Annotated in this window: 19 protein-coding genes; 6 read left to right on the top strand and 13 right to left on the bottom strand. The window is 61.9% G+C overall.

Features of this window, described 5'->3' with window-relative positions:
* Positions 1-23: 23 nt before the first annotated feature.
* The 5 genes from ltaE to EDY99_RS05475 form a co-directional block, all read right to left on the bottom strand.
* A complete protein-coding gene (gene ltaE / locus EDY99_RS05455) occupies positions 24-1040 on the bottom strand; it encodes a low-specificity L-threonine aldolase (protein WP_101453223.1) in 1017 nt (338 codons plus the stop codon).
* Between the two features lie 75 nt (positions 1041-1115).
* Entirely contained in the window at positions 1116-2837 is a 1722-nt protein-coding gene (poxB, locus tag EDY99_RS05460; protein ID WP_096242103.1) for a ubiquinone-dependent pyruvate dehydrogenase, read from the bottom strand.
* Between the two features lie 199 nt (positions 2838-3036).
* The gene (gene hcr, locus EDY99_RS05465) at positions 3037-4038 is read right to left on the bottom strand and encodes an NADH oxidoreductase (protein WP_089194503.1); all 1002 of its coding nucleotides are present in this window, start codon (positions 4036-4038) and stop codon (positions 3037-3039) included.
* 55 nt (positions 4039-4093) lie between these two features.
* Entirely contained in the window at positions 4094-5743 is a 1650-nt protein-coding gene (gene hcp, locus EDY99_RS05470) for a hydroxylamine reductase (RefSeq protein ID WP_060659715.1), read from the bottom strand.
* A 181-nt stretch (positions 5744-5924) separates the two neighbouring features.
* Complete coding sequence (locus tag EDY99_RS05475; protein ID WP_123061545.1) at positions 5925-6821, bottom strand: lysine exporter LysO family protein; 897 nt, start codon at positions 6819-6821, stop codon at positions 5925-5927.
* A gap of 187 nt (positions 6822-7008) precedes the next feature.
* Here EDY99_RS05475 and EDY99_RS05480 point away from each other — a divergent pair, with 187 nt between their 5' ends.
* Positions 7009-8667, top strand: a complete 1659-nt coding sequence (locus tag EDY99_RS05480; RefSeq protein WP_033642546.1) for an ATP-dependent endonuclease — start codon at positions 7009-7011, stop codon at positions 8665-8667.
* Positions 8668-8681: 14 nt separating this feature from the next.
* On the opposite strand, the gene EDY99_RS05485 is transcribed toward EDY99_RS05480, so the two are convergent.
* Positions 8682-9635: a VirK/YbjX family protein gene (locus EDY99_RS05485; RefSeq protein ID WP_123061546.1), complete on the bottom strand. Its 954-nt coding sequence runs from the start codon at positions 9633-9635 to the stop codon at positions 8682-8684.
* Positions 9636-9829: 194 nt separating this feature from the next.
* Here EDY99_RS05485 and macA point away from each other — a divergent pair, with 194 nt between their 5' ends.
* The gene (gene macA / locus EDY99_RS05490; protein ID WP_123061547.1) at positions 9830-10945 is read left to right on the top strand and encodes a macrolide transporter subunit MacA; all 1116 of its coding nucleotides are present in this window, start codon (positions 9830-9832) and stop codon (positions 10943-10945) included.
* A complete protein-coding gene (gene macB, locus EDY99_RS05495; RefSeq protein ID WP_123061548.1) occupies positions 10945-12891 on the top strand; it encodes a macrolide ABC transporter ATP-binding protein/permease MacB in 1947 nt (648 codons plus the stop codon). The genes macA and macB overlap by 1 nt, the downstream gene beginning before the upstream one ends.
* A 93-nt stretch (positions 12892-12984) precedes the next feature.
* On the opposite strand, the gene cspD is transcribed toward macB, so the two are convergent.
* The gene (gene cspD, locus EDY99_RS05500) at positions 12985-13206 is read right to left on the bottom strand and encodes a cold shock-like protein CspD (protein ID WP_004928349.1); all 222 of its coding nucleotides are present in this window, start codon (positions 13204-13206) and stop codon (positions 12985-12987) included.
* Positions 13207-13561: 355 nt separating this feature from the next.
* Between cspD and clpS the strand changes: the two genes are divergently transcribed.
* Both clpS and clpA read left to right on the top strand, forming a co-directional pair.
* A complete protein-coding gene (gene clpS, locus EDY99_RS05505; protein ID WP_004928347.1) occupies positions 13562-13882 on the top strand; it encodes an ATP-dependent Clp protease adapter ClpS in 321 nt (106 codons plus the stop codon).
* A gap of 27 nt (positions 13883-13909) precedes the next feature.
* The gene (gene clpA / locus EDY99_RS05510; RefSeq protein WP_025302261.1) at positions 13910-16189 is read left to right on the top strand and encodes an ATP-dependent Clp protease ATP-binding subunit ClpA; all 2280 of its coding nucleotides are present in this window, start codon (positions 13910-13912) and stop codon (positions 16187-16189) included.
* A gap of 205 nt (positions 16190-16394) precedes the next feature.
* Here clpA and infA read toward each other — a convergent pair whose 3' ends face one another.
* The 6 genes from infA to EDY99_RS24505 form a co-directional block, all read right to left on the bottom strand.
* Positions 16395-16613: a translation initiation factor IF-1 gene (gene infA / locus EDY99_RS05515; RefSeq protein WP_002211347.1), complete on the bottom strand. Its 219-nt coding sequence runs from the start codon at positions 16611-16613 to the stop codon at positions 16395-16397.
* Positions 16614-16718: 105 nt separating this feature from the next.
* Positions 16719-17444 carry a leucyl/phenylalanyl-tRNA--protein transferase gene (aat, locus tag EDY99_RS05520; RefSeq protein WP_033642550.1) on the bottom strand — a complete coding sequence of 242 codons (726 nt, stop codon included), beginning with the start codon at positions 17442-17444 and terminating at the stop codon, positions 16719-16721.
* Between the two features lie 29 nt (positions 17445-17473).
* Complete coding sequence (gene cydC / locus EDY99_RS05525) at positions 17474-19213, bottom strand: cysteine/glutathione ABC transporter ATP-binding protein/permease CydC (RefSeq protein ID WP_123061549.1); 1740 nt, start codon at positions 19211-19213, stop codon at positions 17474-17476.
* Between the two features lie 2 nt (positions 19214-19215).
* Complete coding sequence (gene cydD, locus EDY99_RS05530; RefSeq protein WP_102948074.1) at positions 19216-20982, bottom strand: cysteine/glutathione ABC transporter permease/ATP-binding protein CydD; 1767 nt, start codon at positions 20980-20982, stop codon at positions 19216-19218.
* A gap of 240 nt (positions 20983-21222) precedes the next feature.
* Positions 21223-22194, bottom strand: a complete 972-nt coding sequence (gene trxB, locus EDY99_RS05535; protein WP_019454557.1) for a thioredoxin-disulfide reductase — start codon at positions 22192-22194, stop codon at positions 21223-21225.
* A gap of 158 nt (positions 22195-22352) precedes the next feature.
* On the bottom strand, positions 22353-22793 hold the full coding sequence (locus EDY99_RS24505) for a hypothetical protein (protein ID WP_129993320.1): 441 nt from the start codon (positions 22791-22793) through the stop codon (positions 22353-22355).
* A 55-nt stretch (positions 22794-22848) separates the two neighbouring features.
* On the opposite strand from EDY99_RS24505, the gene lrp reads away from it, so the two are divergent.
* The gene (gene lrp, locus EDY99_RS05545; RefSeq protein WP_004928318.1) at positions 22849-23343 is read left to right on the top strand and encodes a leucine-responsive transcriptional regulator Lrp; all 495 of its coding nucleotides are present in this window, start codon (positions 22849-22851) and stop codon (positions 23341-23343) included.
* The last annotated feature ends 59 nt before the right edge of the window (positions 23344-23402 follow it).

Here is a 23402-nt window from a genome sequence, read left to right on the forward strand (position 1 = left end):
GGCGCGGTCTGCGCCCCGAGCGATCAGGCGTGCTGCTGAAGAAACTCCCGCCACAGTTCGACCACCCGCTGCAGATCCTGACGGCTGACGTCGAGGTGGGTCAGAATGCGCGTCAGCGGGCCGCTGCTGATCAGCACGCCGCGTTCGCGCATCCACGGGCCGAGTTTGGCCGCCAGCACCGGCGTTTGGCGCAGGTACAGCACGTTGGTCTGCGCGCCGGGTTCGGCGATCTCCACGCCGATCTGCCGCAGCTGTTGCTCCAGCCAGACCGCGTTGTCATGGTCTTCGCGCAGCCGCGCGACGTTATGCTCCAGCGCGTAGAGGCCGGCCGCCGCCAAAATGCCGGCCTGGCGCAGCCCGCCGCCGGTCATCTTGCGCCAGCGCAGCGCGCGTTGGATGAAAGCCTCGCTGCCGCACAGCAGCGAGCCGACCGGCGCGCCCAACCCTTTCGACAGGCAAATGGTGAAGGTGTCGCAGTACTGCACGATCTCTTTTAGCGGCAGGTTCAGCGCCACGGCGGCGTTGAAGATGCGCGCGCCGTCGATATGCAGCGCCAACTGCCGCTCGCGGGTAAACTGCCACGCCTGCTGCAGGTAGGCCTGCGGCAAGACTCTGCCGCTGATGGTGTTTTCCAGGCTCAACAGCCGGGTGCGGGCGAAGTGGATATCGTCGGGTTTGATGGCGGCGGCGAGCTTGTCCAGCGGCAGCGTGCCGTCGGCGTCGGCCTCGATCGGCTGCGGCTGGATGCTGCCCAGCACCGCTGCGCCGCCGGCTTCGTATTTGTAGTTGTGCGCCTGCTGGCCGACCAGATATTCATCGCCGCGCTGGCAGTGGCTCAGCAGCGCCACCAGGTTGGCCTGGGTGCCGCTGGGCAGAAACAGCGCCGCTTCTTTGCCCGACAGACGCACCGCCTCCGCCTCCAGCGCGTTGACCGTCGGATCATCGCCGTAGACGTCGTCGCCGACTTCTGCCTGAGCCATCGCCTGGCGCATGGCGGCGCTGGGGCGGGTGACGGTGTCGCTGCGTAGATCGATAAGCATAGGGTTCCTGGAATGTAAGGGAGAGGAAAAGGGTACATGGCATCATATACCCTTATTTTACCGGGGGCAGCTTGCTTAGCGCAGCCAGTTGGTCTTCGCCAGCTCGACCACTTCGTCGCCGCGGCCGTTGATGATGGCGCGCAGCATGTACAGGCTGAAGCCTTTCGCCTGTTCGAACTTGATTTGCGGCGGCATCGCCAGCTCTTGCTTGGCGGTGACCACGTCCAGCAGCGCCGGGCCGGGGTGCGCCAACATCTCCTGCAGCGCGCCGTCCAGCTCCGAGGCTTTTTCCACGCGGATGCCCTTGATGCCGGCGGCATTGGCGATCGCCGCGAAGTCCGGATTATGCAGATCGGTGCCGTCGGTCAGGTAGCCGCCGGCCTTCATCTCCATCGCCACGAATCCCAGCACGCTGTTGTTGAACACCACGATCTTCACCGGCAGCTTGAGCTGCGCCAGCGACAGGAAATCCCCCATCAGCATGGTGAAGCCGCCGTCGCCGCACATGGCGATCACCTGTTTCTCCGGCGCGGTGGCCTGAGCGCCGATCGCCTGCGGCATGGCGTTGGCCATCGAACCGTGGTTGAACGAACCGAGCAGGCGACGCTTGCCGTTCATTTTCACGTAGCGGGCGGCCCACACCGTCGGCGTGCCGACGTCGCAGGTGAAGATGGCCTCGTCGCTGGCATAGTGGCTGAGCTGCTGCGCCAGATACTGCGGGTGGATCGGTTGGTCGTCGCCGGCGGTCGCCAGCCCGTCGAGATCCTTGCGCGCGTTGCGGTAATGCTCCAGCGCCTTGTCGAGGAACGCCCGATCGCGCTTCGGCTCCAGCTGCGGCAGCAGGGCGGTGAGGGTGGTGTGGATGTCGCCCACCAGCGCCATATTGACCGGGCAGTGCGCGCCGATGCTGCCGGGGTTGATGTCGATCTGAATGATGTTGGCGTTGGTGGGGTAGAACGCCCGATAGGGGAACTGGGTGCCGAGCAGCACCAGCGTGTCGGCGTTCATCATCGCGTGATAACCAGAGGAGAAACCGATCAGTCCAGTCATGCCGACGCTGTACGGGTTGTCCCATTCGATATGTTCTTTACCGCGCAGCGCGTGGACCACCGGCGCCTGCAGCAGTTCGGCCAGCTTGACCACTTCATCGTGCGCGCCGGCGCAGCCGCTGCCGCACATCAGGGTGATGTTCTTCGCCTTGTTCAGCGTTTCCGCCAGCTTGTTCAGCTCGCTCATCGGCGGCTGCACCAGCGGCAGCGCCGGGGTATGCCAGGTCACGGCCGCGTCTTCCGGCGCCATGCGCAGCGCCACGTCGCCCGGCAAGACGACCACCGACACGCCGCGATTGAGGATCGCCTTGCGCATGGCGATCTCCAGCACGCGCGGCAGCTGTTCCGGGTTGGAAACCAGCTCGCAATAGTGGCTGCATTCGCGGAACAGCTCCTGCGGATGGGTTTCCTGGAAGTAGCCGCTGCCGATTTCGCTGGAAGGGATGTGTGCGGCGATCGCCAGCACTGGCACATGGTTGCGGTGGCAGTCGAACAGGCCGTTGATCAGATGCAGGTTGCCGGGGCCGCAGGAACCGGCGCACACCGCCAACTGGCCGGTAAGCTGGGCTTCGGCGCCGGCGGCGAAGGCGGCCACCTCTTCATGGCGGGTGCCCAGCCATTCGATGGTGCCCATGCGGTGCAGGCTGTCGCTAAGGCCGTTGAGCGAATCGCCGGTCACGCCCCAAATGCGTTTTACGCCGGCTTGATCCAGCGTTTTGGCGATCAGTGTGGCTACGGTTTGCTTCATGGTTCCCCCAAACATGGTTTGAAAAACGATGTGTACTCGATCCGGTGAGTGGCAGCAGAACAACTGCAAGCATAGCTTACCGGCTGTGGACGAGATGCGGTCAGGAAGGGTAAAGAGCGTAGAACGGGGAAAAGTGTAACCGGGCTGGGCGCGGGGAACTTGCCGATAAATGCCCCATCGCGGTGATGGGGCCAGGGGATCACGCCAGCGTGACGTCACCCTGCAGTTGGCAACTGCAGGCCAGCACGTAGCCTTGCGCTATTTCTTCCGCGCTCAGCGTCATGGTGCTGGTGGTGGTGTAGTCGCCCTCGAGGATGCGGGTTTTGCATGAGCCGCACACCCCGGCGCGACAGGCGGCGTTGACCGGCAGGGCATGGGCCTCCATCGCCGCCAGCAGCGTGCTGCCGACCGGCACGCGGAATTCGCGCAGCGGGCGGGCGGCGCGCAGCGTCAGCCCTTCGGTGGCATCGGCCTGCGCCGTCGGCGTGTGGAACTGCTCTTTATGGAAACGCTCGGCCGGCACGCCGAGCCGGCGACAAAGCTGCTCCACCTGATCCATGTAGGGCGCAGGACCGCAGGTCATCACCGTGCGTTCGGCGATATCCGGCGCCGCCTGCCGCAGCGTCTGTTCATCGATGCGGCCGCTGAGGTAGCCGGGTTGCAGATCCTGCTCGGCCATCAGCGTCAGGCGCAGCTGCGGATGGGCGGCGCACAGCGCGCGCCACTGATCGGCGAAAATCGTGTCGGCGGGGGTGCGCACGTTAACGATCGCGGCGATATCGCAGGTTGGACGGTTGGCGGTCAGCCAGCGGCACATCGAGACGATCGGCGTCACGCCGCAGCCGGCCGCCAGCATCAGATAACGATCGGCCGGGTGGCGTTCGCAGCAGAATTCGCCCTGCGCGTCGGACAGCCACAGCGTGTTGCCGGGCTTGACCTCTTGCGTCAGCCAGCGCGATCCGACGCCGTCCGGCAGGCAGCGCACGCTGATGCTGAGAAAGCGGCTCTGGCCAGGCGAGGAGGAGAGCGTATAGGCGCGCAGCGTCTCCTCGCTGTTGCGAATGCTGACCAGCGCGAACTGGCCGGCCTGGTAAGGATAGAAAACGTCGCAGATCAGGTTCAGCGTCCAGACGTCGGCGGTTTCACGCCGGATGGAATGCACCTGCATGCGGTTCGGGCAAAGCGGAGTGGGTTGAGTCATCGGGCACCTCAAAAAGCAAAGGGGCCGGCGCAGGCGGCCCCATAACGTAACGGCATCAGGCGAGCAGCGCTGCGATATCCTGCTCGACGGTGGTGATCGGACGCAGGCCGAATTTCTCGTTGAGGATCGCCATCAGGTTGTCGGTCAGGAAGCCCGGCGCGGTCGGGCCGGTGACGATGTTTTTCACCCCCAGCGACAGCAGCGTCAACAGAATGACGATCGCCTTCTGTTCAAACCAGGACAGCACCAGGCTGAGCGGCAGCTCGTTGACGCTGCAGCCGAGCGTGTCCGCCAGCTTGACCGCCAGCATGATGGCGGAGTAGGCGTCGTTGCACTGGCCGACGTCCAGCAGGCGCGGCAGCCCTTCCAGGGTGCCGAAGTCCAGCTTGTTGAAACGGTACTTGCCGCAGGCCAGCGTCATGATCAGGCAGTCTTGCGGCACGCTGCGGGCGAAGTCGGTGAAGTAGCTGCGCTCGTCGCGGCTGCCGTCGCAGCCGCCGACCAGGAAGACGTGGCGCAGTTTTTTCTGCGACACCAGATCGATCACCGTGTCGGCGGCGTTCAGCAGCGTCTGGCGGCCGAAGCCGACGGTGATCAGGTGCTCGATCTCGGTGTAAGGGAAGCCGTTCATGCCCTGCGCCTGGCGGATCACGGCGCCGAAGTCGTCGCCTTCCAGATGGTTGACGCCCGGCCAGCCGACGATGCTGCGGGTCCAGATGCGATCGCCGTAGTTGCCGACGTTAGGATCGATGATGCAGTTGGAGGTCATCACGATCGGGCCAGGGAATTTGGCGAATTCCGTCTGCTGGTTTTGCCAGCCGCTGCCGTAGTTGCCCACCAGGTGCTTGAATTTTTTCAGTTCCGGATAGCCGTGCGCCGGCAGCATTTCACCGTGGGTGTAGACGTTGACGTTTTGCCCTTCGGTTTGCTCGAGCAGCATGCGCAGATCTTTGAGATCGTGGCCGGAAATCAGAATGGCTTTCCCGGCCACCGGGCGCACGTTGACTGCGCTGGGCTGCGGATCGCCGTAGGCCTGGGTCTCACCGCGATCGAGGATCGCCATCACGTTGAAGTTCATCTTGCCGATGCCCATGGCGTTGTTCAGCAGGGTATCGACGTCGCGCGGCCGGGTGCCGAGCCAGGCCATGAAAGCGTGGTAGTCGGCATAGAGCTGTTCGTCGAACTGGCCGAGCACGTGCGCGTGTTCCATATAGGCCGCTGCACCTTTCAGGCCATACAGACACAGCAGGCGCAACCCGTGGACGTCGTCGCCGACCTCGGCCTTGTCGCTGTCGAGGGCAAACTGCGCCGCCTGCTGCAGCAGCGCGGGCATATCGTCGCCGGCCAGCTGCAGCGCCGCCATCGGGTGATCGACGCGCACGCCGCCATCCAGCAACCGGCAACGGGCGGCCAGCGAGTCGCGCAGCAGCAGGGTTTCCCGCGCGTAACCGATGATGCGCTGGGAGTCGAAGTTAACGTTGGTCAGGGTGGAGAAGAAGGCGCGCGGGGCGAAGCTGTCGATTTCGTGGTCGACGATGCCCAGCGAACGCGCCTGCAGCGCCCAGGCGGAGAGGCCCTGCAGCGCCGCCACCAGCAGATCCTGCAGATCGGAGGTTTCCGCCGTTTTGCCGCACATGCCCTGAGCATACGCGCAGCCGTTGCCTGCCGGGGTTCGAATGGTTTGTTCACATTGCACACAGAACATAGTCGCTTCCTTTTATTTTTAAAGTTGCATTTATAATGCTTGTTTAAAAGCATAGATCGGCGATCGGGGTTGCAAAAGGCTTTTGTGCGACTACTGCGGGCAAGTTTGATTTAGCGCAATTTTGCCGTGCGGATGGGAATTATTACCCTTTGGGGGCCGGGTGGCCCCCAAGGGGAAAGGATCAGGAGAACAGGGCGATCAGCACCGGCGCCAGCAGGCTCAGCAGGAAGCCGTGCACGATGGCGGGCGGCACCATGTCCAGTCCGCCGCTGCGCTGCAGCACCGGCAGGGTGAAGTCCATCGAGGTGGCGCCGCACAGGCCGAGGGCGGTGGAGCGGCTGCGGCGCACCAGCGTCGGGATCAGCATGATCGCCACCAGCTCGCGCGCCAGATCGTTGAAGAACGCGGCGCTGCCCATCACCGGGCCGTAGGCGTCGGTGATCAGAATACCGGACAGCGAGTACCAGCCGAAGCCAGAGGCCATCGCCAGCCCGGCCTTGACCGGCAGCCCCAGCAGCTGCGCCGCCAGCGCGCCGCCGGCCAGAGACGCGACGACCACCGCCAGCGCCACCAGCGTGCCGCGGCGGTTGAGCACGATCTGGCGCAGCGTCATGCCGCTGTTGCGCAACTGAATGCCGACCAGCAACAGCAGGAAGATCAGCGCATATTCGCTGCCTTTATGGGCGAACTGCAACCATTGCCACTGCGTCAGGCCGAGCAGGAAGCCGCCGAGCACCACGCCGCACAGCTTGAGCGACTCCAGCGCCATGTGCACGCGCGAAGGCAGCTTTTCCTGTTTATGGCTGCTGCGCCACGGCATGCGCCGCTCCAGCAGCGCCAGCAACAGCAGATTGGCGCAGAGAATGCAGAAGAAGAACACCGCGCTGTACTGGAAGATCAGCACCAGGTTACTGCTGAGATCTTCCATGAACGCCAGGCTGATACCCATGAAAAACAGGATCACGTACACCATCCAGCTCAGCAGCCGGTTGATCAGCACCAGCAGCGGGCGATGGCGTAAGGGAATGAGGTAACCGACAATCAGCGGTAACAGAATAATCAACAGTCCTGAGTACATGGTGCAGCTTGTGTCCTTGAGTTTTGAAGCGCGCCGAACGGCGGCGAGGAGCACACGCTAACCAAAAGCCCGGCCGGAGTAAAGCGGCAGATTTGACGTTGGCCGCTTGACCTGCAAGGGGTTTTTTGACCATGCTCTGTGAAAGTCGCCTCATTGAAGAGGCGACGGCGCGCACGGGAGGCGGCGGATGTTCTTGGAGCGTATCGAAATTGTAGGTTTTCGCGGTATTAATCGGCTGTCCCTGATGCTGGACGATAACACGTTGTTGCTCGGCGAAAACGCCTGGGGTAAATCCAGCCTGCTGGATGCGCTGACGCTGCTGCTGGCGCCGGAGCAGAAACTGTATCGATTTGAAGCGCACGACTTCCATTTTCCCCCCGGTGAGGAGGCGGCCAAAGAGCGCCACCTGCAGGTGGTATTCACCTTCTGCGAGAAAGACATCGGCCACGCGCACCTGCCGCGCTACCGCCATCTGACGCCGTTGTGGGTCAAGGGGGAAGACGGCCTGAGCCGCATTCACTACCGCTGCGAGGGCGAGCTGGCCGATGACGGTACGGTGTGTACCTGGCGCGGTTTTCTCGACGCCGACGGCAACGCCTTTCAACTGCACCATATCGAACAGCTGGCCCACGCCATCATCCGCATCCACCCGGTTTTGCGCCTGCGCGACGCGCGCTTTATTCGCCGCCTGCGCCCCAGCAGCCTCGGCGATGAACGCAAACCCGATACCCAGGCGTTGGCGCAGCAGCTGGATCAGCTGACGCGCGAGCTGGTGCGCAATCCGCAGAAGCTGACCAACGGCGAGCTGCGTCAGGGGCTGGCGGCGATGCAGCAGTTGCTGGAGCACTACTTTGCCGAGCAGAGCTCGCAGGTGGCGCGGCCGCGCCGCCGCGGCGGTGAACCGGAGCAGGACGCCTGGCGCGCGCTGGACGGCATCAACCGCATGGTCGCCGAGCCGAACAGCCGCAGCATGCGTCTGATCCTGCTGGGCATGTTTTCCACCCTGCTGCAGGCCAAGGGCGACGTCAAGCTGGATCCGCACGCCCGGCCGCTGCTGCTGGTGGAAGACCCGGAAACTCGCCTGCATCCGATCATGCTGTCGGTGGCCTGGGGGCTGCTCAATCAGCTGCCGCTGCAGCGCATCACCACCACCAACTCCAGCGAACTGGTGTCGCTGGTGCCGGTGGAGCACGTGTGCCGGCTGGTGCGCGAGTCGGGCCGCGTCGCGACCTATCGTCTCGGGCCGCGCGGGTTGAGCGCCGAAGACGGGCGGCGCATCGCGTTTCACATCCGTTTCAACCGGCCGTCGTCGCTGTTCGCTCGCTGCTGGCTGCTGGTGGAAGGCGAGACCGAAGTGTGGCTGCTGAACGAGCTGGCGCGCCAGTGCGGCTACCATTTCGAGGCGGAAGGGGTGAGGGTCATCGAATTCGCCCAGTGCGGCCTGAAGCCGCTGCTGCGCTTTGCCCGCCGCATGGGCATCGAGTGGCATGCGCTGGTGGACGGCGACGAGGCGGGCAAAAAGTACGCCAATACCGTGCGCAGCCTACTGGACAATCATGAAGACAACGAGCGCGATCGGCTGACCGCGCTGCCGGCGCCGGACATGGAGCACTTCATGTTCCGCGAAGGGTTCGGCCCGGTTTATCACCGGATGGCGTCGGTGCCGCTCAACGCGCAGATGCCGGTGCGCAAGGTGATCCTGAAAGCGGTCCACCACTCTTCGAAGCCGGATCTGGCGATCGAGGTCGCGATGCAGGCCGGCGAATGGGGCACGGACTCGGTGCCGCCGCTGCTGAAGAAAATGTTCTCACGGGTGATCTGGCTGGCGCGCGGCCGGGCGGACTGACGGCCCGCCGGGTGTTATCGGGCGCAGAAGTGCGCCGCCAATCCCTGTTCCAGCTCGTCCAGCAGCTGATAGCGGCGGCGATACTCGGCGCGCTTCTTGCTGGCGATCTCTTCGATCGGCTTGCGGGCGATGCGTTCGGGCAGCAGGAAATAGCCGCTGTCGAGCGGTTTGGCGCCCATCGACAGCCAGAACTGATCGTAATCGGCGTGCAGCTTGTCCTTCTTCTTACTCTGGTAGCGCCAGTTTTGATAGATATGGGTGGCGTTGCCGACCGCCACAATCTGGCGGATGCCGAGGTGCCGCGCCAGCGTGCAGATGCCTTCCAGCACCAGCCGTTTAGGGAACAGGCCGTGACACTCTTTGGTGGTGTGCTGGATCTCGGCGTGCGGCACGTCATGGTTCGCGCCCTGCAGGCCGCCGATGAACAACGTCGGCTGCTGCTGATAATGCATCAGCGCAAAGGTGATCTCCGCCAGCATCACGCCGTTGGCGTTGCGCAGCAGCAGCGTGGCTTCCCCTTCCTTATTCAGCTTGTCGATCGCCGCCAGCTCCAGCGTGATTGGCGCTTCGTTCTTGCCCATTGCGCTGGCCAACACGAAAGAACTCGGGCCGAGATGGCCGAGACGCATCTTCAGCGGCATGCGCTGCACGATGAGATCGTAATGATCGCGCAGGGCGAACAGGCATTCGATCTTGCTCATGTTGGCCGCCAGGTAGGGGCGATGCAGCTTGCACGGCAGGTTCGGCTGCGCGTTCAGGATCTCCTCCAGCAGCGGGTTGCTGGCCAGGGTGCTGAGCAGGCCGCTGGTGGTGCGCCAGTTGAGCAGCGAACGGCCGAGAAACTTCAGGCGAAACGAGGTTTTTTTCCAGGCGTTGCTTGGCGCCTTTTCGCCATTGATCAGCGCCGTCATCAGTTGCCAGCCGTTAAGCGGCCGGGCGGAGGCGAGTGGGTAGCTGAGCTGTGACATGATGAAATCCTTGGCTGTGTTGAATGGCGCTATTTCATCAAGGCTTCACTAAACGGGAGTTCAATGCCGAACTGTAACCAAGCGTGTCTCCACATTGTGTTGAGCTAAGGTTTAGTTATTCCCTACGGTGCGTGCTAATTTAGCTCCGCCGCCGCAATGGGCGGTCGATATTCACAAGCACAGGCAGGTCAATTTTGACAGGGTTTAAAGGACATAAACGCCGCTGGATACTCGCACTGGCGGTGATTGCGGCGATTGCCGCGGCGGCCGTTTGGCACTTCCGCCATCCGGCGCCGACCGATTTCAAAACGGTAAAGGTCACCAAGCGCGATCTGCAGCATAACGTGTTGGCGACCGGCCAGCTGGACGCAGTGCGCAAGGTTGACGTCGGCGCGCAGGTTAGCGGGCAGTTGGAAAAGCTGTATGTCGAGATCGGCGACAAGGTGAAAAAAGGTCAGTTGCTGGGGGTTATCGATCCGCAACAGGCGCAGAACAGCATCCGTGAAGGCGAGGCGACGCTGCGCGAGCTGCATGCGCAGCTGCTGCAGGCGCAGGCGGAACAGCAGCTGGCGGCGGTTACGCTGCAGCGCAACCAGGCGCTGGCCAAACTGCAGGCGGTATCGCGTCAGGATCTGGATCAGGCGGCGACGCAGCTGGCGGTGAAGAAGGCGCAGGTAGGCACCATCAATGCGCAGATCGCCCGCAACCAGGCCAGCCTGGATACCGCCAAGATCAATTTGGCCTATACCCGCATCGAAGCGCCGATGGATGGCGACGTGGTGCAGATCACCACGCTGCAGGGCCAGACGGTGATCGCGGCGCAACAGGCGCCGAACATTCTGACGCTGGCGGATCTCGGCACCATGCTGGTGAAGGCGCAGGTCTCGGAGGCCGACGTCATTAACCTCAAGCCGGGTCAGAAGGCCTGGTTCACGGTGCTGGGCGATCCGACCCGGCGCTTCGACGGCGTGCTGAAAGACATTCAGCCGACGCCGGAAAAGGTCAACAACGCCATCTTCTATTACGCGCGTTTCGAAGTGCCCAACCCGGAAAGGCTGCTGCGCTTGCAAATGACGGCGCAGGTGCACATTCAACTGGCCGGCGTCCAGCAGGCGCTGGTGATCCCGCTGGCGGCGTTGGGCGATCAGATCGCCGACAATCGTTACCACGTCTCGGTGCTGAAACAGGGCAAGGAAGAGAAGCGCGAGGTGGCTATCGGCCTGCGCAACAATATCGATGTGCAGATCCTCAGCGGGCTTGAGGCGGGCGATGAGGTGATCGTCAGCCGCGGCGGCGTGGAGGCCGGCTGATGGCGACGTTGTTGCAGCTGAGCGGCATTCGCCGCAGCTACCGTTCCGGCGAGCAGACGGTGGAGGTGCTGAAGGGGATCAGTCTGAGCATCGACGCCGGTGAAATGGTGGCGATCATGGGGGCCTCCGGCTCCGGCAAATCGACGCTGATGAATATTCTCGGCTGTCTGGACAAGCCGAGCGCCGGCGTCTATCGGGTGGCCGGCCAGGACGTGGCGACGCTGAGCGACGATGCGCTGGCGCAGCTGCGGCGCGAGCATTTCGGCTTTATCTTTCAGCGTTATCATCTGCTGCCTCACCTGAGCGCGGCGCATAACGTCGAGGTGCCGGCGGTGTACGCCGGGCTGGGCAAAGCGGCGCGGCGCGAACGGGCGGAGGCGCTGTTGCGCCGTCTGGGGTTGGGGGAGCGCGTCAACTACCGGCCGAGCCAGCTTTCCGGCGGTCAGCAGCAGCGCGTCAGTATCGCCCGCGCGTTGATGAACGGCGGGCAGGTGATTCTGGCGGATGAACCGACCGGTGCACTCGACAGCCACTCCGGTGAAGAGGTGATGGCGATCCTCAAACAGCTGTGCGCCCAGGGCCACACGGTGATCCTGGTGACCCACGATCCGGCGGTGGCGCGCCAGGCGGAGCGGATCATCGAGATCCGCGACGGCGAAATCATTGCCGACTCGCGTCCGGCGCCGTCGGAGGATACCCAGGCCAAGCCGCTGGCGCTGGCCGCCGCCGCGCCCTCCTGGCGGCAGATGGGCGGCCGCTTTCGCGAAGCGCTGGTGATGGCCTGGCGCGCGATGGCTGCCAACAAGATGCGTACCGCGCTGACCATGCTCGGCATCATTATCGGCATCGCCTCGGTGGTGTCGATCCTGGTGATCGGCGACGCCGCCAAGCAGATGGTGCTGGCGGACATCAAATCGATCGGCACCAACACCGTCGATATCTACCCCGGCAAGGACTTCGGCGACGACGATCCGACCTACCGGCAATCGTTGAAATACGGCGATCTCGACGCGCTGCGCGAACAGCCGTACATCAGCGCGCTGTCGCCGAGCATCAGCAGCAGCATGCGGTTGCGGCTGGGTAACGTCGACGCGGCGGCCAACGTCAACGGCGTCAGCGAGCAGTTCTTCCGCGTGTACGGCATGAGCTTTACCCAGGGCGTCGGCATCGATCCGATGCAGGTGCAGTCGCAGGCGCAGACGGTGGTGATCGACGCCAATACCCAACGGCGGCTGTTCCCGCACCAGAAAAACGTGGTGGGCGAGGTGATCCTGGTGGGCAACATGCCGGCGACGGTGGTTGGCGTGGCCAAGGAGAAGCAGTCGATGTTCGGCAGCAGCAAGACGCTGAACGTGTGGGTGCCTTACAGCACCATGGCCAACCGGCTGATGGGCAACAATTATTTCGACTCGATCACCGTGCGCATCCGCGACGGCTACGACAGCAAGGAAGCGGAACAGCAGCTGTCGCGCCTGTTGACGCTGCGCCACGGCAAAAAGGACTTCTTCACCTATAACATGGACAGCCTGGTGCAAACCGCCGAGAAAACCACCCGCACGCTGCAGCTGTTCCTGACGCTGGTGGCGGTGATTTCGCTGGTGGTGGGCGGCATCGGCGTGATGAACATCATGCTGGTGTCGGTGACCGAGCGCACGCGTGAGATCGGCATCCGCATGGCGGTGGGCGCGCGTTCCGGCGATGTGTTGCAGCAGTTCCTGATCGAGGCGGTCTTGGTCTGCCTGGTGGGGGGCGCGCTGGGGATTACGTTGTCGTTCGCTATCGGTTTGGCGGTGCAGCTGGTGTTGCCGGGTTGGCAGATCAGTTTCCCGCCGGCGGCGTTGCTGAGCGCGTTCCTCTGTTCCACCGGCATCGGCGTGGTGTTCGGCTATCTGCCGGCGCGCAATGCCGCGCGGCTGAATCCGATCGATGCGCTGGCGCGCGAGTAAGTCACAGGCATAAAAAATGCCAGTCACACGGCGGCTGGCATTTTTATCGCAGTCAGAGTCAGAGTCAGTGCAGCGCGACGCTGCCGGAAGCGTTTAGGACAGCGCCTCGCTTTCCACTGGCACAATAAGACTGGCATGGTTGCCTTTGGGCCCTTGATGCACGTCAAAGCTGACCTGCTGGCCCGCCTTCAACGTTCTGTAACCATCCATCTTGATTGTGGAATAATGCGCGAAAATATCTTCGCCGCCGCCGGCTGGGCAGATGAAGCCAAAACCTTTGGCGTTGTTAAACCATTTAACAGTACCCGTCTCCATGCTTTTACATCCCTCGCAACGCTATTTTAAGTGAGATGAATAACTGATTTCGCACTCGCCGTGGGCGAGTAGCAGGGTGGACAAGGGGTGGTTAAAAGACCACCAGCCACGAATTTACACTCTAGAGCAAATGATCGGGGCGTCAAGGGATCGGCTTTTGTCGGCGGGGAGCAGTTCACCAAAGTTTGAAGCAGGTAACGCTATTGCCACGATTCAGTCACAATTGGCCCGTTTTTTTGCGCACGTTACAGTGCGGCGGGACGATGCCGAAGATGATAAAATAGTAACTATCCCCACTTTGAATAACCGAAACCTGTCCCCATATCAGAGGGCAGAGCAGAGAAGATGAGCAGCGATGGGCAATAACAACGATTGGCTAAACTTTGAACACTTGGCCGAAGAAAAACAAATCGATGCGGTAAAACCGCCGTCTATGTATAAAGTTATACTTAACAACGACGATTACACACCGATGGAATTTGTGATTGACGTTCTGCAAAAGTTCTTTTCTTATGATATTGAACGCGCAACGCAACTGATGCTCACGGTCCACTATCAAGGCAAGGCGATCTGTGGTGTTTTTACCGCCGAGGTGGCGGAAACCAAAGTCGTCCATGTGAACCGGTACGCAAGGGAGAACGAGCATCCGTTGCTTTGTACGCTGGAAAAAGCCTGAATAAGGCAATCTATTGGGGAGGTGCTTATGCTCAATCAAGAACTGGAACTCAGTCTCAACATGGCTTTCGCCAGGGCGCGTGAGCACAGACACGAGTTTATGACCGTGGAGCACCTGTTGCTGGCGTTGCTGAGCAACCCTGCCGCGCGAGAAGCGCTCGAGGCATGTACGGTGGATCTGGCCGCGTTGCGCCAGGAGCTGGAAGCCTTCATCGAACAAACCACACCGACGCTGCCCGCCGGCGAAGAAGAGCGCGACACTCAGCCGACGCTCAGCTTCCAGCGCGTGCTGCAGCGCGCGGTCTTCCATGTGCAATCCTCCGGCCGCAGCGAAGTGTCCGGCGCCAACGTGTTGGTGGCTATTTTCAGCGAGCAGGAATCGCAGGCGGCCTATCTGCTGCGCAAGCACGACGTCAGCCGTCTCGACGTGGTGAACTTCATTTCACATGGCACGCGTAAAGACGAGCCGGGCCAAGCGCCGAATGCGGAAAACCCGGTGAACGAAGAGCAGTCCGGAGGGGAAGACCGTATGGAAAACTTCACCACCAACCTCAATCAGTTGGCCCGTGTGGGCGGCATCGATCCGCTGATCGGCCGCGATCGTGAGCTGGAGCGCGCGATTCAGGTGCTGTGCCGTCGTCGTAAAAACAACCCGCTGCTGGTCGGCGAATCCGGCGTGGGCAAGACTGCCATTGCCGAAGGCCTGGCCTGGCGTATCGTGCAGGGCGACGTGCCGGAAGTGATGGCGGACTGCACGCTGTATTCGCTGGATATCGGTTCGCTGCTGGCCGGCACCAAATACCGCGGCGACTTCGAGAAACGCTTCAAGGCGCTGCTCAAGCAGCTGGAACAGGATCAGAACAGCATCCTGTTCATCGATGAAATTCACACCATCATCGGCGCCGGTGCGGCTTCCGGCGGGCAAGTGGATGCCGCCAACCTGATCAAACCGCTGCTGTCGAGCGGCAAGATCCGGGTGATCGGCTCGACCACCTACCAGGAGTTCAGCAACATCTTCGAAAAGGATCGCGCTCTGGCGCGCCGTTTCCAGAAGATCGATATCACCGAACCGACGGCGGAAGAGACCGTTCAGATCATCAACGGCCTGAAGACCAAGTATGAAGCGCACCACGACGTGCGTTATACCGCCAAGGCGATCCGCGCCGCGGTGGAGCTGTCGGTGAAATACATCAACGATCGCCATCTGCCGGACAAGGCGATTGACGTGATCGACGAGGCGGGCGCCCGCAGCCGGTTGATGCCGGCCAGCAAGCGCAAGAAAACCGTCAACGTGGCCGATATCGAATCCGTGGTGGCGCGTATCGCTCGCATCCCGGAGAAAACCGTGTCGGCCAGCGATCGCGACGTGCTGAGAAACCTGGGCGATCGCTTGAAGATGCTGGTATTCGGCCAGGATCAGGCGATCGAAGCGTTGACGGAAGCGATCAAGATGAGCCGCGCCGGTCTGGGCCACGAGCGCAAGCCGGTCGGTTCCTTCCTGTTCGCCGGGCCGACCGGGGTCGGGAAAACCGAGGTCACCGTACAGCTGGCCAAGGCGATGGATATCGAGCTGCTGCGTTTCGACATGTCCGAGTACATGGAGCGGCATACCGTCAGCCGTCTGATCGGCGCGCCTCCGGGCTACGTCGGTTACGATCAGGGCGGGCTGCTGACCGATGCGGTGATCAAGCATCCGCATGCGGTGGTGCTGCTCGATGAGATCGAGAAGGCGCACCCGGACGTGTTCAACCTGCTGCTGCAGGTGATGGACAACGGTACGCTGACCGACAACAACGGCCGCAAGGCGGACTTCCGCAATGTGATCCTGGTGATGACCACCAACGCCGGTGTGCGGGAAACCGAACGCAAGTCGATCGGCCTGGTGCAGCAGGACAACAGCACCGACGCGATGGAAGAGATCAAGAAGGTGTTTACGCCGGAATTCCGCAACCGTCTGGACAACATCATCTGGTTCAACCATCTGTCTACCGAGGTGATCCAGCAGGTGGTCGACAAGTTTATCGTCGAACTGCAGGCGCAGCTGGATGCGAAGGGCGTCTCGCTGGAAGTGAGCGACGAAGCGCGCGACTGGCTGTCGGTGAAGGGCTACGACCGTGCGATGGGCGCTCGTCCGATGGCGCGCGTCATGCAGGAAAACCTGAAGAAACCGTTGGCCAACGAATTGCTGTTCGGTTCGCTGGTGGACGGCGGTTCCGTGAAGGTCGAGCTGGACAAGGACAAGAAACAGCTGACTTACCACTTCCTCAGCGCCGCCAAGCGCAAGGCGGACGAGGGCGCGGTGCACTAAGGCTGCCTGCAGGCAAAGAAAAAGCGATGCTTCGGCATCGCTTTTTTTATGGGTGAGATTCACCGTACAACAGAAACGAGTGAGCCCTCTCAGTTTACCTGCGCACCTGCAACCCGTTGTTTAACGTCGCTGCGGGGGTAAACGGAAAGGGCTCCCGAGGGATTACATCCTCGATGCCGCCAGCGTGTGGCGCGCGGTGAGCCGATTAACGGCTACGGAAGACAATGCGGCCTTTGCTCAGGTCGTACGGGGTCAGCTCTACAGTGACTTTGTCGCCCGTCAGGATGCGGATATAGTTTTTACGCATTTTACCGGAGATGTGTGCGGTTACCACGTGCCCGTTTTCCAATTCAACGCGGAACATGGTGTTGGGCAGCGTATCAAGAACGGTGCCCTGCATTTCAATATTGTCTTCTTTGGCCATCGAATCCTCTAGGTCTAACTACCTTAGTTTTTAACCGGCAAGATAATGCCGAAAAACCCCCATTATGTAAAGATGTGTCGGTGAACATTGCACCGTTTCCATCAATTAGTTTACTGGATAGGGCGGTTCAACCGGCTGTGGGGATATGACTTGCGGCGCCCAGCACGCCGGTGCCAAAGGCCGCCGTTGAAGGGTGCTGAGCTGCTGCAAGAATTGACGGCGCGGAATTTCACGCGCGCCAAGGCGGGCAGTGTGAGCGTTCAGCACCTGGCAGTCAATCAATTCCCCGCCATAAGCGGCAAAATGGCGGCAAAAGGCCATCAATGCGCATTTTGAGGCGTTGGTGACGCGGCTGAACATCGATTCGCCGCAGAACAACGCGCCCTGCGCCACGCCGTACATGCCGCCAACCAGTTGATCATCCTGCCAGACCTCCACCGAGTGCGCGTAGCCGAGGCGATGCAGATGCTGATAGGCGCGCTGCACCTCCGGGCCGATCCAGGTGCCTTCATCCGGCCGGTGGGCGCAGGCGGCGATCACCGCGGCGAAGTCGTGATTGAGCGTGATGCGAAACGGATCGTGGCGCAGAAAGCGTTTCAGGCTGCGGTTAAGATGAAACTCGGCCGGGAACAGCACCGCACGCGGGTCGGGCGACCACCACAGGATGGCCTCTCCCGGCGAATACCAGGGGAAGATGCCGCGCTCATAGGCCGCCAGCAGCCGCGGCGCCGTGAGATCGCCGCCGATCGCCAGCAGGCCATTGGGATCGCGCAGGGCGCCCTCAGGCGAGGGAAACGCCAGCGACTGCGGGGAGAGTTTAACGATGCGCATACAGGGTCTCTGCGTCCTCTACGGGCCGATTAAGGCGCCAGGTTGCTGATACGGTTGCGAAAGCGGGCATAGCGGCCCTGCTGGCGCATCAGGGCCGCGTGATTGCCCTGTTCGACAATCCGGCCGTCGTCCATCACGCAAATGCGGTCGAGATGTTCCAGGCCGTACAGGCGGTGCGTCACCAGAATCAGCGTCTTGCCCTGACAATGCCGGCGCAGCAGCGCCAGGATCTGCTGCTCGGTTTCGGCGTCCAGCCCTTCGGTCGGTTCGTCAAGCAGCAGCAGCGGGGCCGGATGCAGCAGCGCGCGGGCGATGCCCAGTCGGCGCTGTTCGCCGCCGGACAGCTGCCGGCCGCCTTCGCCGAGCCAGGCGTTCAGTCCGCCGTCGCCGGCCAGCAATTTGCCGAGCCCCACCTGCTGCAGGACGTCACTCAAACGAGCGTCGTCGGCATCCGGTGCGGCCAGCCGCAGGTTTTCCCGCAGCGTATCGCTGAAGATATGCACTCGCTGGCTGACGACCGTGGTCATTCGGCGCAGCGTGGTTTCATCATAATCCTCCAGCGGTTCGACGTTGAGCAGAATTTTGCCGCCGTCGGTGCGCCAGGCGCGGGTCAGCAGCTGCAGCAGGGTGGACTTGCCGCAGCCGGTGCGGCCGAGCAAGGCGATGTGTTCGCCTGCTGCCACCTCGAGCGTAACGTCGCGCAGCACCGGCTGCGGCTGATCGGGGTAGGTGAAACTCAACTGCTGCAGGCTGAGCTGCGCCCGATCGGCAACGGCCGGGCCAGCGGCAGGGAAGGTGACTTCCGGTTGGCGATCGATGATCTGTTTGACCCGCGTGGCGGAGGCGATCACCTGACCGAGATGCTGGAAGGCGCCGGCCACCGGCATCAGCGCTTCGAACGACGCCAGCGCGGCGAAGACAAACAGCGCGATCAGCGCGCCGGGTTGGGTATCGCCGCCGATGCCCGCGGCGGTCAGCCACAGCAGCAGCGTCACCGTCAGCCCGCTGGCAAGGATCATCAGCGCCTGCGCCTTGCCGCTCAGCGAGGCCTGCTGCCACTGGCGGCGTTGCCACCGCTGTTCGGTGGCGTTCAGCGTCTGGCGGAAGTCGTTGACGGCGCCGAACACCACCAGTTCCGCCTGCCCCTGCAGCCAGGCGGTCAGGTCGGTGCGGTATTGACCGCGCAGCGCGGTGAGTTGGCCACCGATCGGTTTGCCGGCGCGATAGAACACCGGCGGCACCAGCAGCAGCAGCAGCAGCAGAATGCCGCCCAGCGTCAGGGCGAGTGCAGGATCCAGCCAGCTCAGGCCGTAAGTGACGACCAGGATCACCACCGCCGCGCTGATCAGCGGCGAGATCACCCGCAGATAAAGGTGATCCAGCGTGTCCACGTCCGCTACCAGGCGGTTGAGCAGGTCGGCCTGGCGGAAACGGGCGATGCCGCCCGGCGTCAGCGGCAGGATCTTGCTGAAGGTGAACACCCGCAGGTGCGACAGCACGCGGAAGGTGGCGTCGTGGCTGACCACACGCTCGGCGTAGCGCCCGGCGGTGCGGAAGATCGCCGCGCCGCGCACGCCGGCGGCGGGCAGCATGTAGTTGAAGGTCAGCAGACCCGCCAATCCGGCCAGCGAAGAGGCGGCCAGGAACCAGCCGGAGAGCGCCAGCAGGCCGATGCTGGCCAGCAGGGTGACGATCGCCAAAATGATGCCCAGGCTAATCAGCAGGCTATGGCGGCGATACAACGCCAAAAACGGCAGCAACACGCGCATGATTAAAGCTCCCCGCGGCGGTGGGCGATCAGAGTGGCGAACAGGCCCGGTTGGGCGCTGAGGGTGGCGTAATCGCCCTGTTGCACGATACGCCCGTTATCCATCACCCAAATCTGATCGTAGTCTTCGGTATCTTCCAGCTGATGCGTCACCAGCAGGGTGGTTTGTTGATGCGAAGCGGCATTCAACGCCTGCATCACCCGTTGTTCGCTATGGGCATCGAGGCTGGCGGCCGGTTCATCGAGCAGCAGCAAGCGGCGCGGGCCGATCAGCGCCCGGGCGACCGCCACGCGCTGCGCCTGGCCGACCGACAGGCGGGCGGCGTTATCGCCCACTTCGGTGTCGAGCCCCTGCGGCAGATACGGCAACAGCTCGCTGACGTAGGCGTGTTCCACCGCCTGCTGCAGCTGCGCTTCGTCGGCCTGCGGGCAGCCCAGCAGGATATTGGCGCGCAAGGTTTGCGCCGGCAGGTGCGGGTTTTGCCCGACCCAGCTCAGCTGCTGCCTCCAGTTCTCTGCGGACAGGTCACGCAGTTCGATGCCGTTGACGGTCAACGATCCACGGTAGGGCAGGAAGCCGAGCAGCAGATTGAGCAGCGAACTTTTGCCGGCGCCGCTCAGCCCGACCAGCGCCACGCGCTGCTGCGGTTGCAGGGTGAAACTCAGCGGCCCGGCCAGCAACACGCCGTTCGGCGACAGAATTTCCAATTCGTTCGCCTGTAGCGTCAGCGATTGATCGGCGGGCAACTTCCGCGTGCCGTTGCCCATCTGCTCGCCTTCGGCGCTGAGGAAGGTTTCCAGCGCTTCCGCCGCGCCGACCGCCTGCGCCTTGGCATGATAGAAGGTGCCGAGATCGCGCAGCGGTTGGAAGAACTCCGGCGCCAGAATCAGCACCAGAAAACCGGAAAACAGCGTTACGCCGAGGCCATAGCTGCCGAAGTTGAGTTCGCCGAGGTAAGAAAAGCCAAAATACACCGCCACTACGGCGATGGAGATCGACGCGAAGAACTCCAGCACGCCGGAGGAGAGGAAGGCCATGCGCAGCACTTCCATGGTGCGGCTGCGGAAGTCTTCGGAGGATTTGGCGATCTGCGCGGTTTCGGCCTGCGCGCGGTCGAATAGCCGCAGGGTGTCCAGGCCGCGCAGGCGGTCGAGGAAGTTACCGCTCAATCGCGCCAGCGCCACAAAGTTGCGGCGGTTGGCGTCGGCGGCCCCCATGCCCACCAGCGCCATAAACAGCGGGATGAGCGGCGCGGTCGCCAACAGAATCAAACCGGCGGCCCAGTTGATCGGGAAGACGGCGATCAAGATCAGCAGCGGGATAAACACCGCCAGATACATCTGCGGCAGATAGCGCGAGTAATAGTCCTGCATATCCTCGATCTGCTCGACGATGATGCTGGCCCAGCTGCCCGCCGGTTTGCCCTGGATCCAGGCCGGCCCGAGCTGCTGCAGCTTATCCAGCACCTGCCGGCGCATGCGCTGGCGGATCACCTGCCCACACAGAAAACCGACCCGTTCCCGCAGCCAGCTCAGCAGCGCCCGCAGCGCGAACGCGATGGCCAGCCAAATAAACGAAGGGATCAGTTGCTCACGCGGGGTATGTTCGATGATCAGGGCGTGCAGCAGGCTGGCCAGCAGCCACGCCTGCGCCACGATCAGCAGGCCGCTGAACAGCCCCAACAGCATGGAAAGGCGCAGCCAACGCTGCGCTAACGAACTCTGGGTTTTAAGCCAACGGGTTAACTGTTGCTGTCTGGTTTTTTTCATCAGATATGCGTCTGCGTCGCCGGCGCCCGTTTGTTACGGGCTGGGTTAACGTACTGTTAAATAATAGTGTTTGGCGCAATCGGCGACAAACAAGCGAGGCCTCATGTTACCTCGTGACCCGGCAGACTGAAAAGAATAAAGCGGGCAAATATGGCTATAACAGATGGGAGAGAGAGATTGCTGAACCCAGAAACAAAAAAAGCGGCTCGAGAGCCGCTTTTTGCCGATGATGAAAACGTCTTAGCAGACTTCTGCGCCGGCGATGCCGTCCAGATAACGCTCTGCGTCCAGCGCCGCCATGCAGCCGGTGCCGGCGGAGGTGATCGCCTGACGGTAGATGTGATCCATCACGTCGCCCGCGGCGAAGACGCCGGGGATAGTGGTTTGGGTCGCATTGCCGTGAATGCCGGACTGCACCTTGATGTAGCCGTTTTCCAGCTCCAGCTGACCACCGAAGATGCCGGTGTTCGGGCTGTGGCCGATGGCGATGAACACGCCGGCCAGTTCCAGCTCACGGGTTTCGTTTTCCGCTTTGGTGCTGCGGATACGCACGCCGGTCACGCCCATTTCATCGCCCAGCACTTCGTCCAGCGTATGGTCGGTGTGCAGCACGATGTTGCCGCTCTTCACTTTTTCCATCAGCCGGTCGATCAGGATTTTCTCCGAACGGAAGCTGTCGCGACGGTGGATCAGGTGAACCTCGGCGGCGATGTTGGACAGGTACAGCGCTTCTTCAACGGCGGTATTGCCGCCGCCGACCACCGCGACTTTCTGGTTGCGGTAGAAGAAACCGTCGCAGGTTGCGCAGGCGGAAACGCCTTTGCCCTTGAACGCGTCTTCGGAAGGCAGGCCAAGATAGCGGGCGGAGGCGCCGGTCGCGATGATCAGCGCGTCGCAGCTGTATTCACCGCTGTCGCCGAACAGGCGGAACGGACGCTGCTGCAGATCGACGCTGTTGATGTGGTCGAAGACGATTTCAGTCTGGAACTTCTCCGCGTGCTCGCGCATGCGCTCCATCAACGCCGGGCCGGTCAGGCCTTCGGCGTCGCCGGGCCAGTTTTCCACTTCGGTGGTGGTGGTCAGCTGGCCGCCTTGTTCCAGACCGGTGATCAGCACCGGGTTCAGGTTGGCGCGCGCCGCGTAGACGGCGGCGGTGTAACCGGCCGGGCCGGAACCCAGAATCAGTAATTTGCTATGTTTAGCCGTGCCCATGAATAACCTCTTTATTCCACAATGGCGGACAATGAAGCCGATTGTAGGGAAAATGGCGCAGTAAAAAAAGCGCCGGGCGACGTTGTTAACGATTTGTATGATAGTTGTCGCCTATTAATGCATCCGTTGTCGGTAAATCGGTCGTCGAACGCAGAAATTTAACTTATCAAAGCCGCATTCGGCCAGCGAATCGCCAACCGTGCAAAAACGGCGCACTCTGCGGCTTCCGCCGCTCCCGACCGGGGTTTATCAGCCAGCGATTCATAATCAAAAATGGGATGCAGACTTTTCATGACGGTACGTTGTTCTGATTTTGCTTCTTTTACTTTGACAATCCGCTGCGCATTTGCGAAAACATCATAGGAAGAAGAAATTATCCCCGTAACACCAGCAAATCGTACGTATTTGCGCCGCAAGGCGACGATACGCAGCGGGAGTGCGGAGCAGGGCGCGCAAGCGTTTGCTGATTTTTTCTCGACCGAAACATCGTTGCCGGCGCTGCGCGGAGTTGGACAGACAGGCTGCGCGGCGTGGAATGATGGTAGTGAAGAAGCACATGACAGGCATCGGGTCTTCGCTTGGAACGAACCCTTACACATTGACGTTGGCTAGGGTGTGGCAAGTGCACGGAAGAAAATAAGAGAGACAATAATAATGGCAGACAACAAGAAACGCCCGGGTAAAGATCTTGACCGTATCGACCGCAACATCCTGAATGAGCTGCAGAAGGATGGGCGTATTTCGAACGTCGAGCTTTCGAAGCGCGTGGGGTTATCCCCGACACCATGTTTGGAACGCGTGCGCCGTCTCGAGCGCCAGGGTTTCATTCATGGCTATACCGCATTGCTGAACCCGCATTATCTGGATGCGTCCCTGCTGGTTTTCGTGGAGATCACGTTGAACCGCGGCGCGCCGGATGTGTTTGAGCAATTCAACTCGGCAGTGCAGAAGCTTGAAGAGATTCAGGAGTGTCATCTGGTTTCCGGCGATTTCGACTACCTGTTGAAAACCCGCGTACCGGACATGTCGGCTTACCGCAAATTGCTGGGCGAAACCTTGCTGCGTTTGCCGGGGGTTAACGACACCCGTACCTACGTAGTGATGGAAGAAGTGAAACAGAGTAACCGTCTGGTTATCAAAACACGGTAAGGTGCAGGTGCAAAACCTGATTAAATTGGTTACACTCCTGTTTATTCATACAGTTTCGG

Origin of the sequence: Serratia sp. LS-1 (assembly GCF_003719595.1) — a bacterium.
In the GTDB taxonomy this organism is placed as follows: Bacteria; Pseudomonadota; Gammaproteobacteria; order Enterobacterales; family Enterobacteriaceae; genus Serratia; species Serratia ureilytica.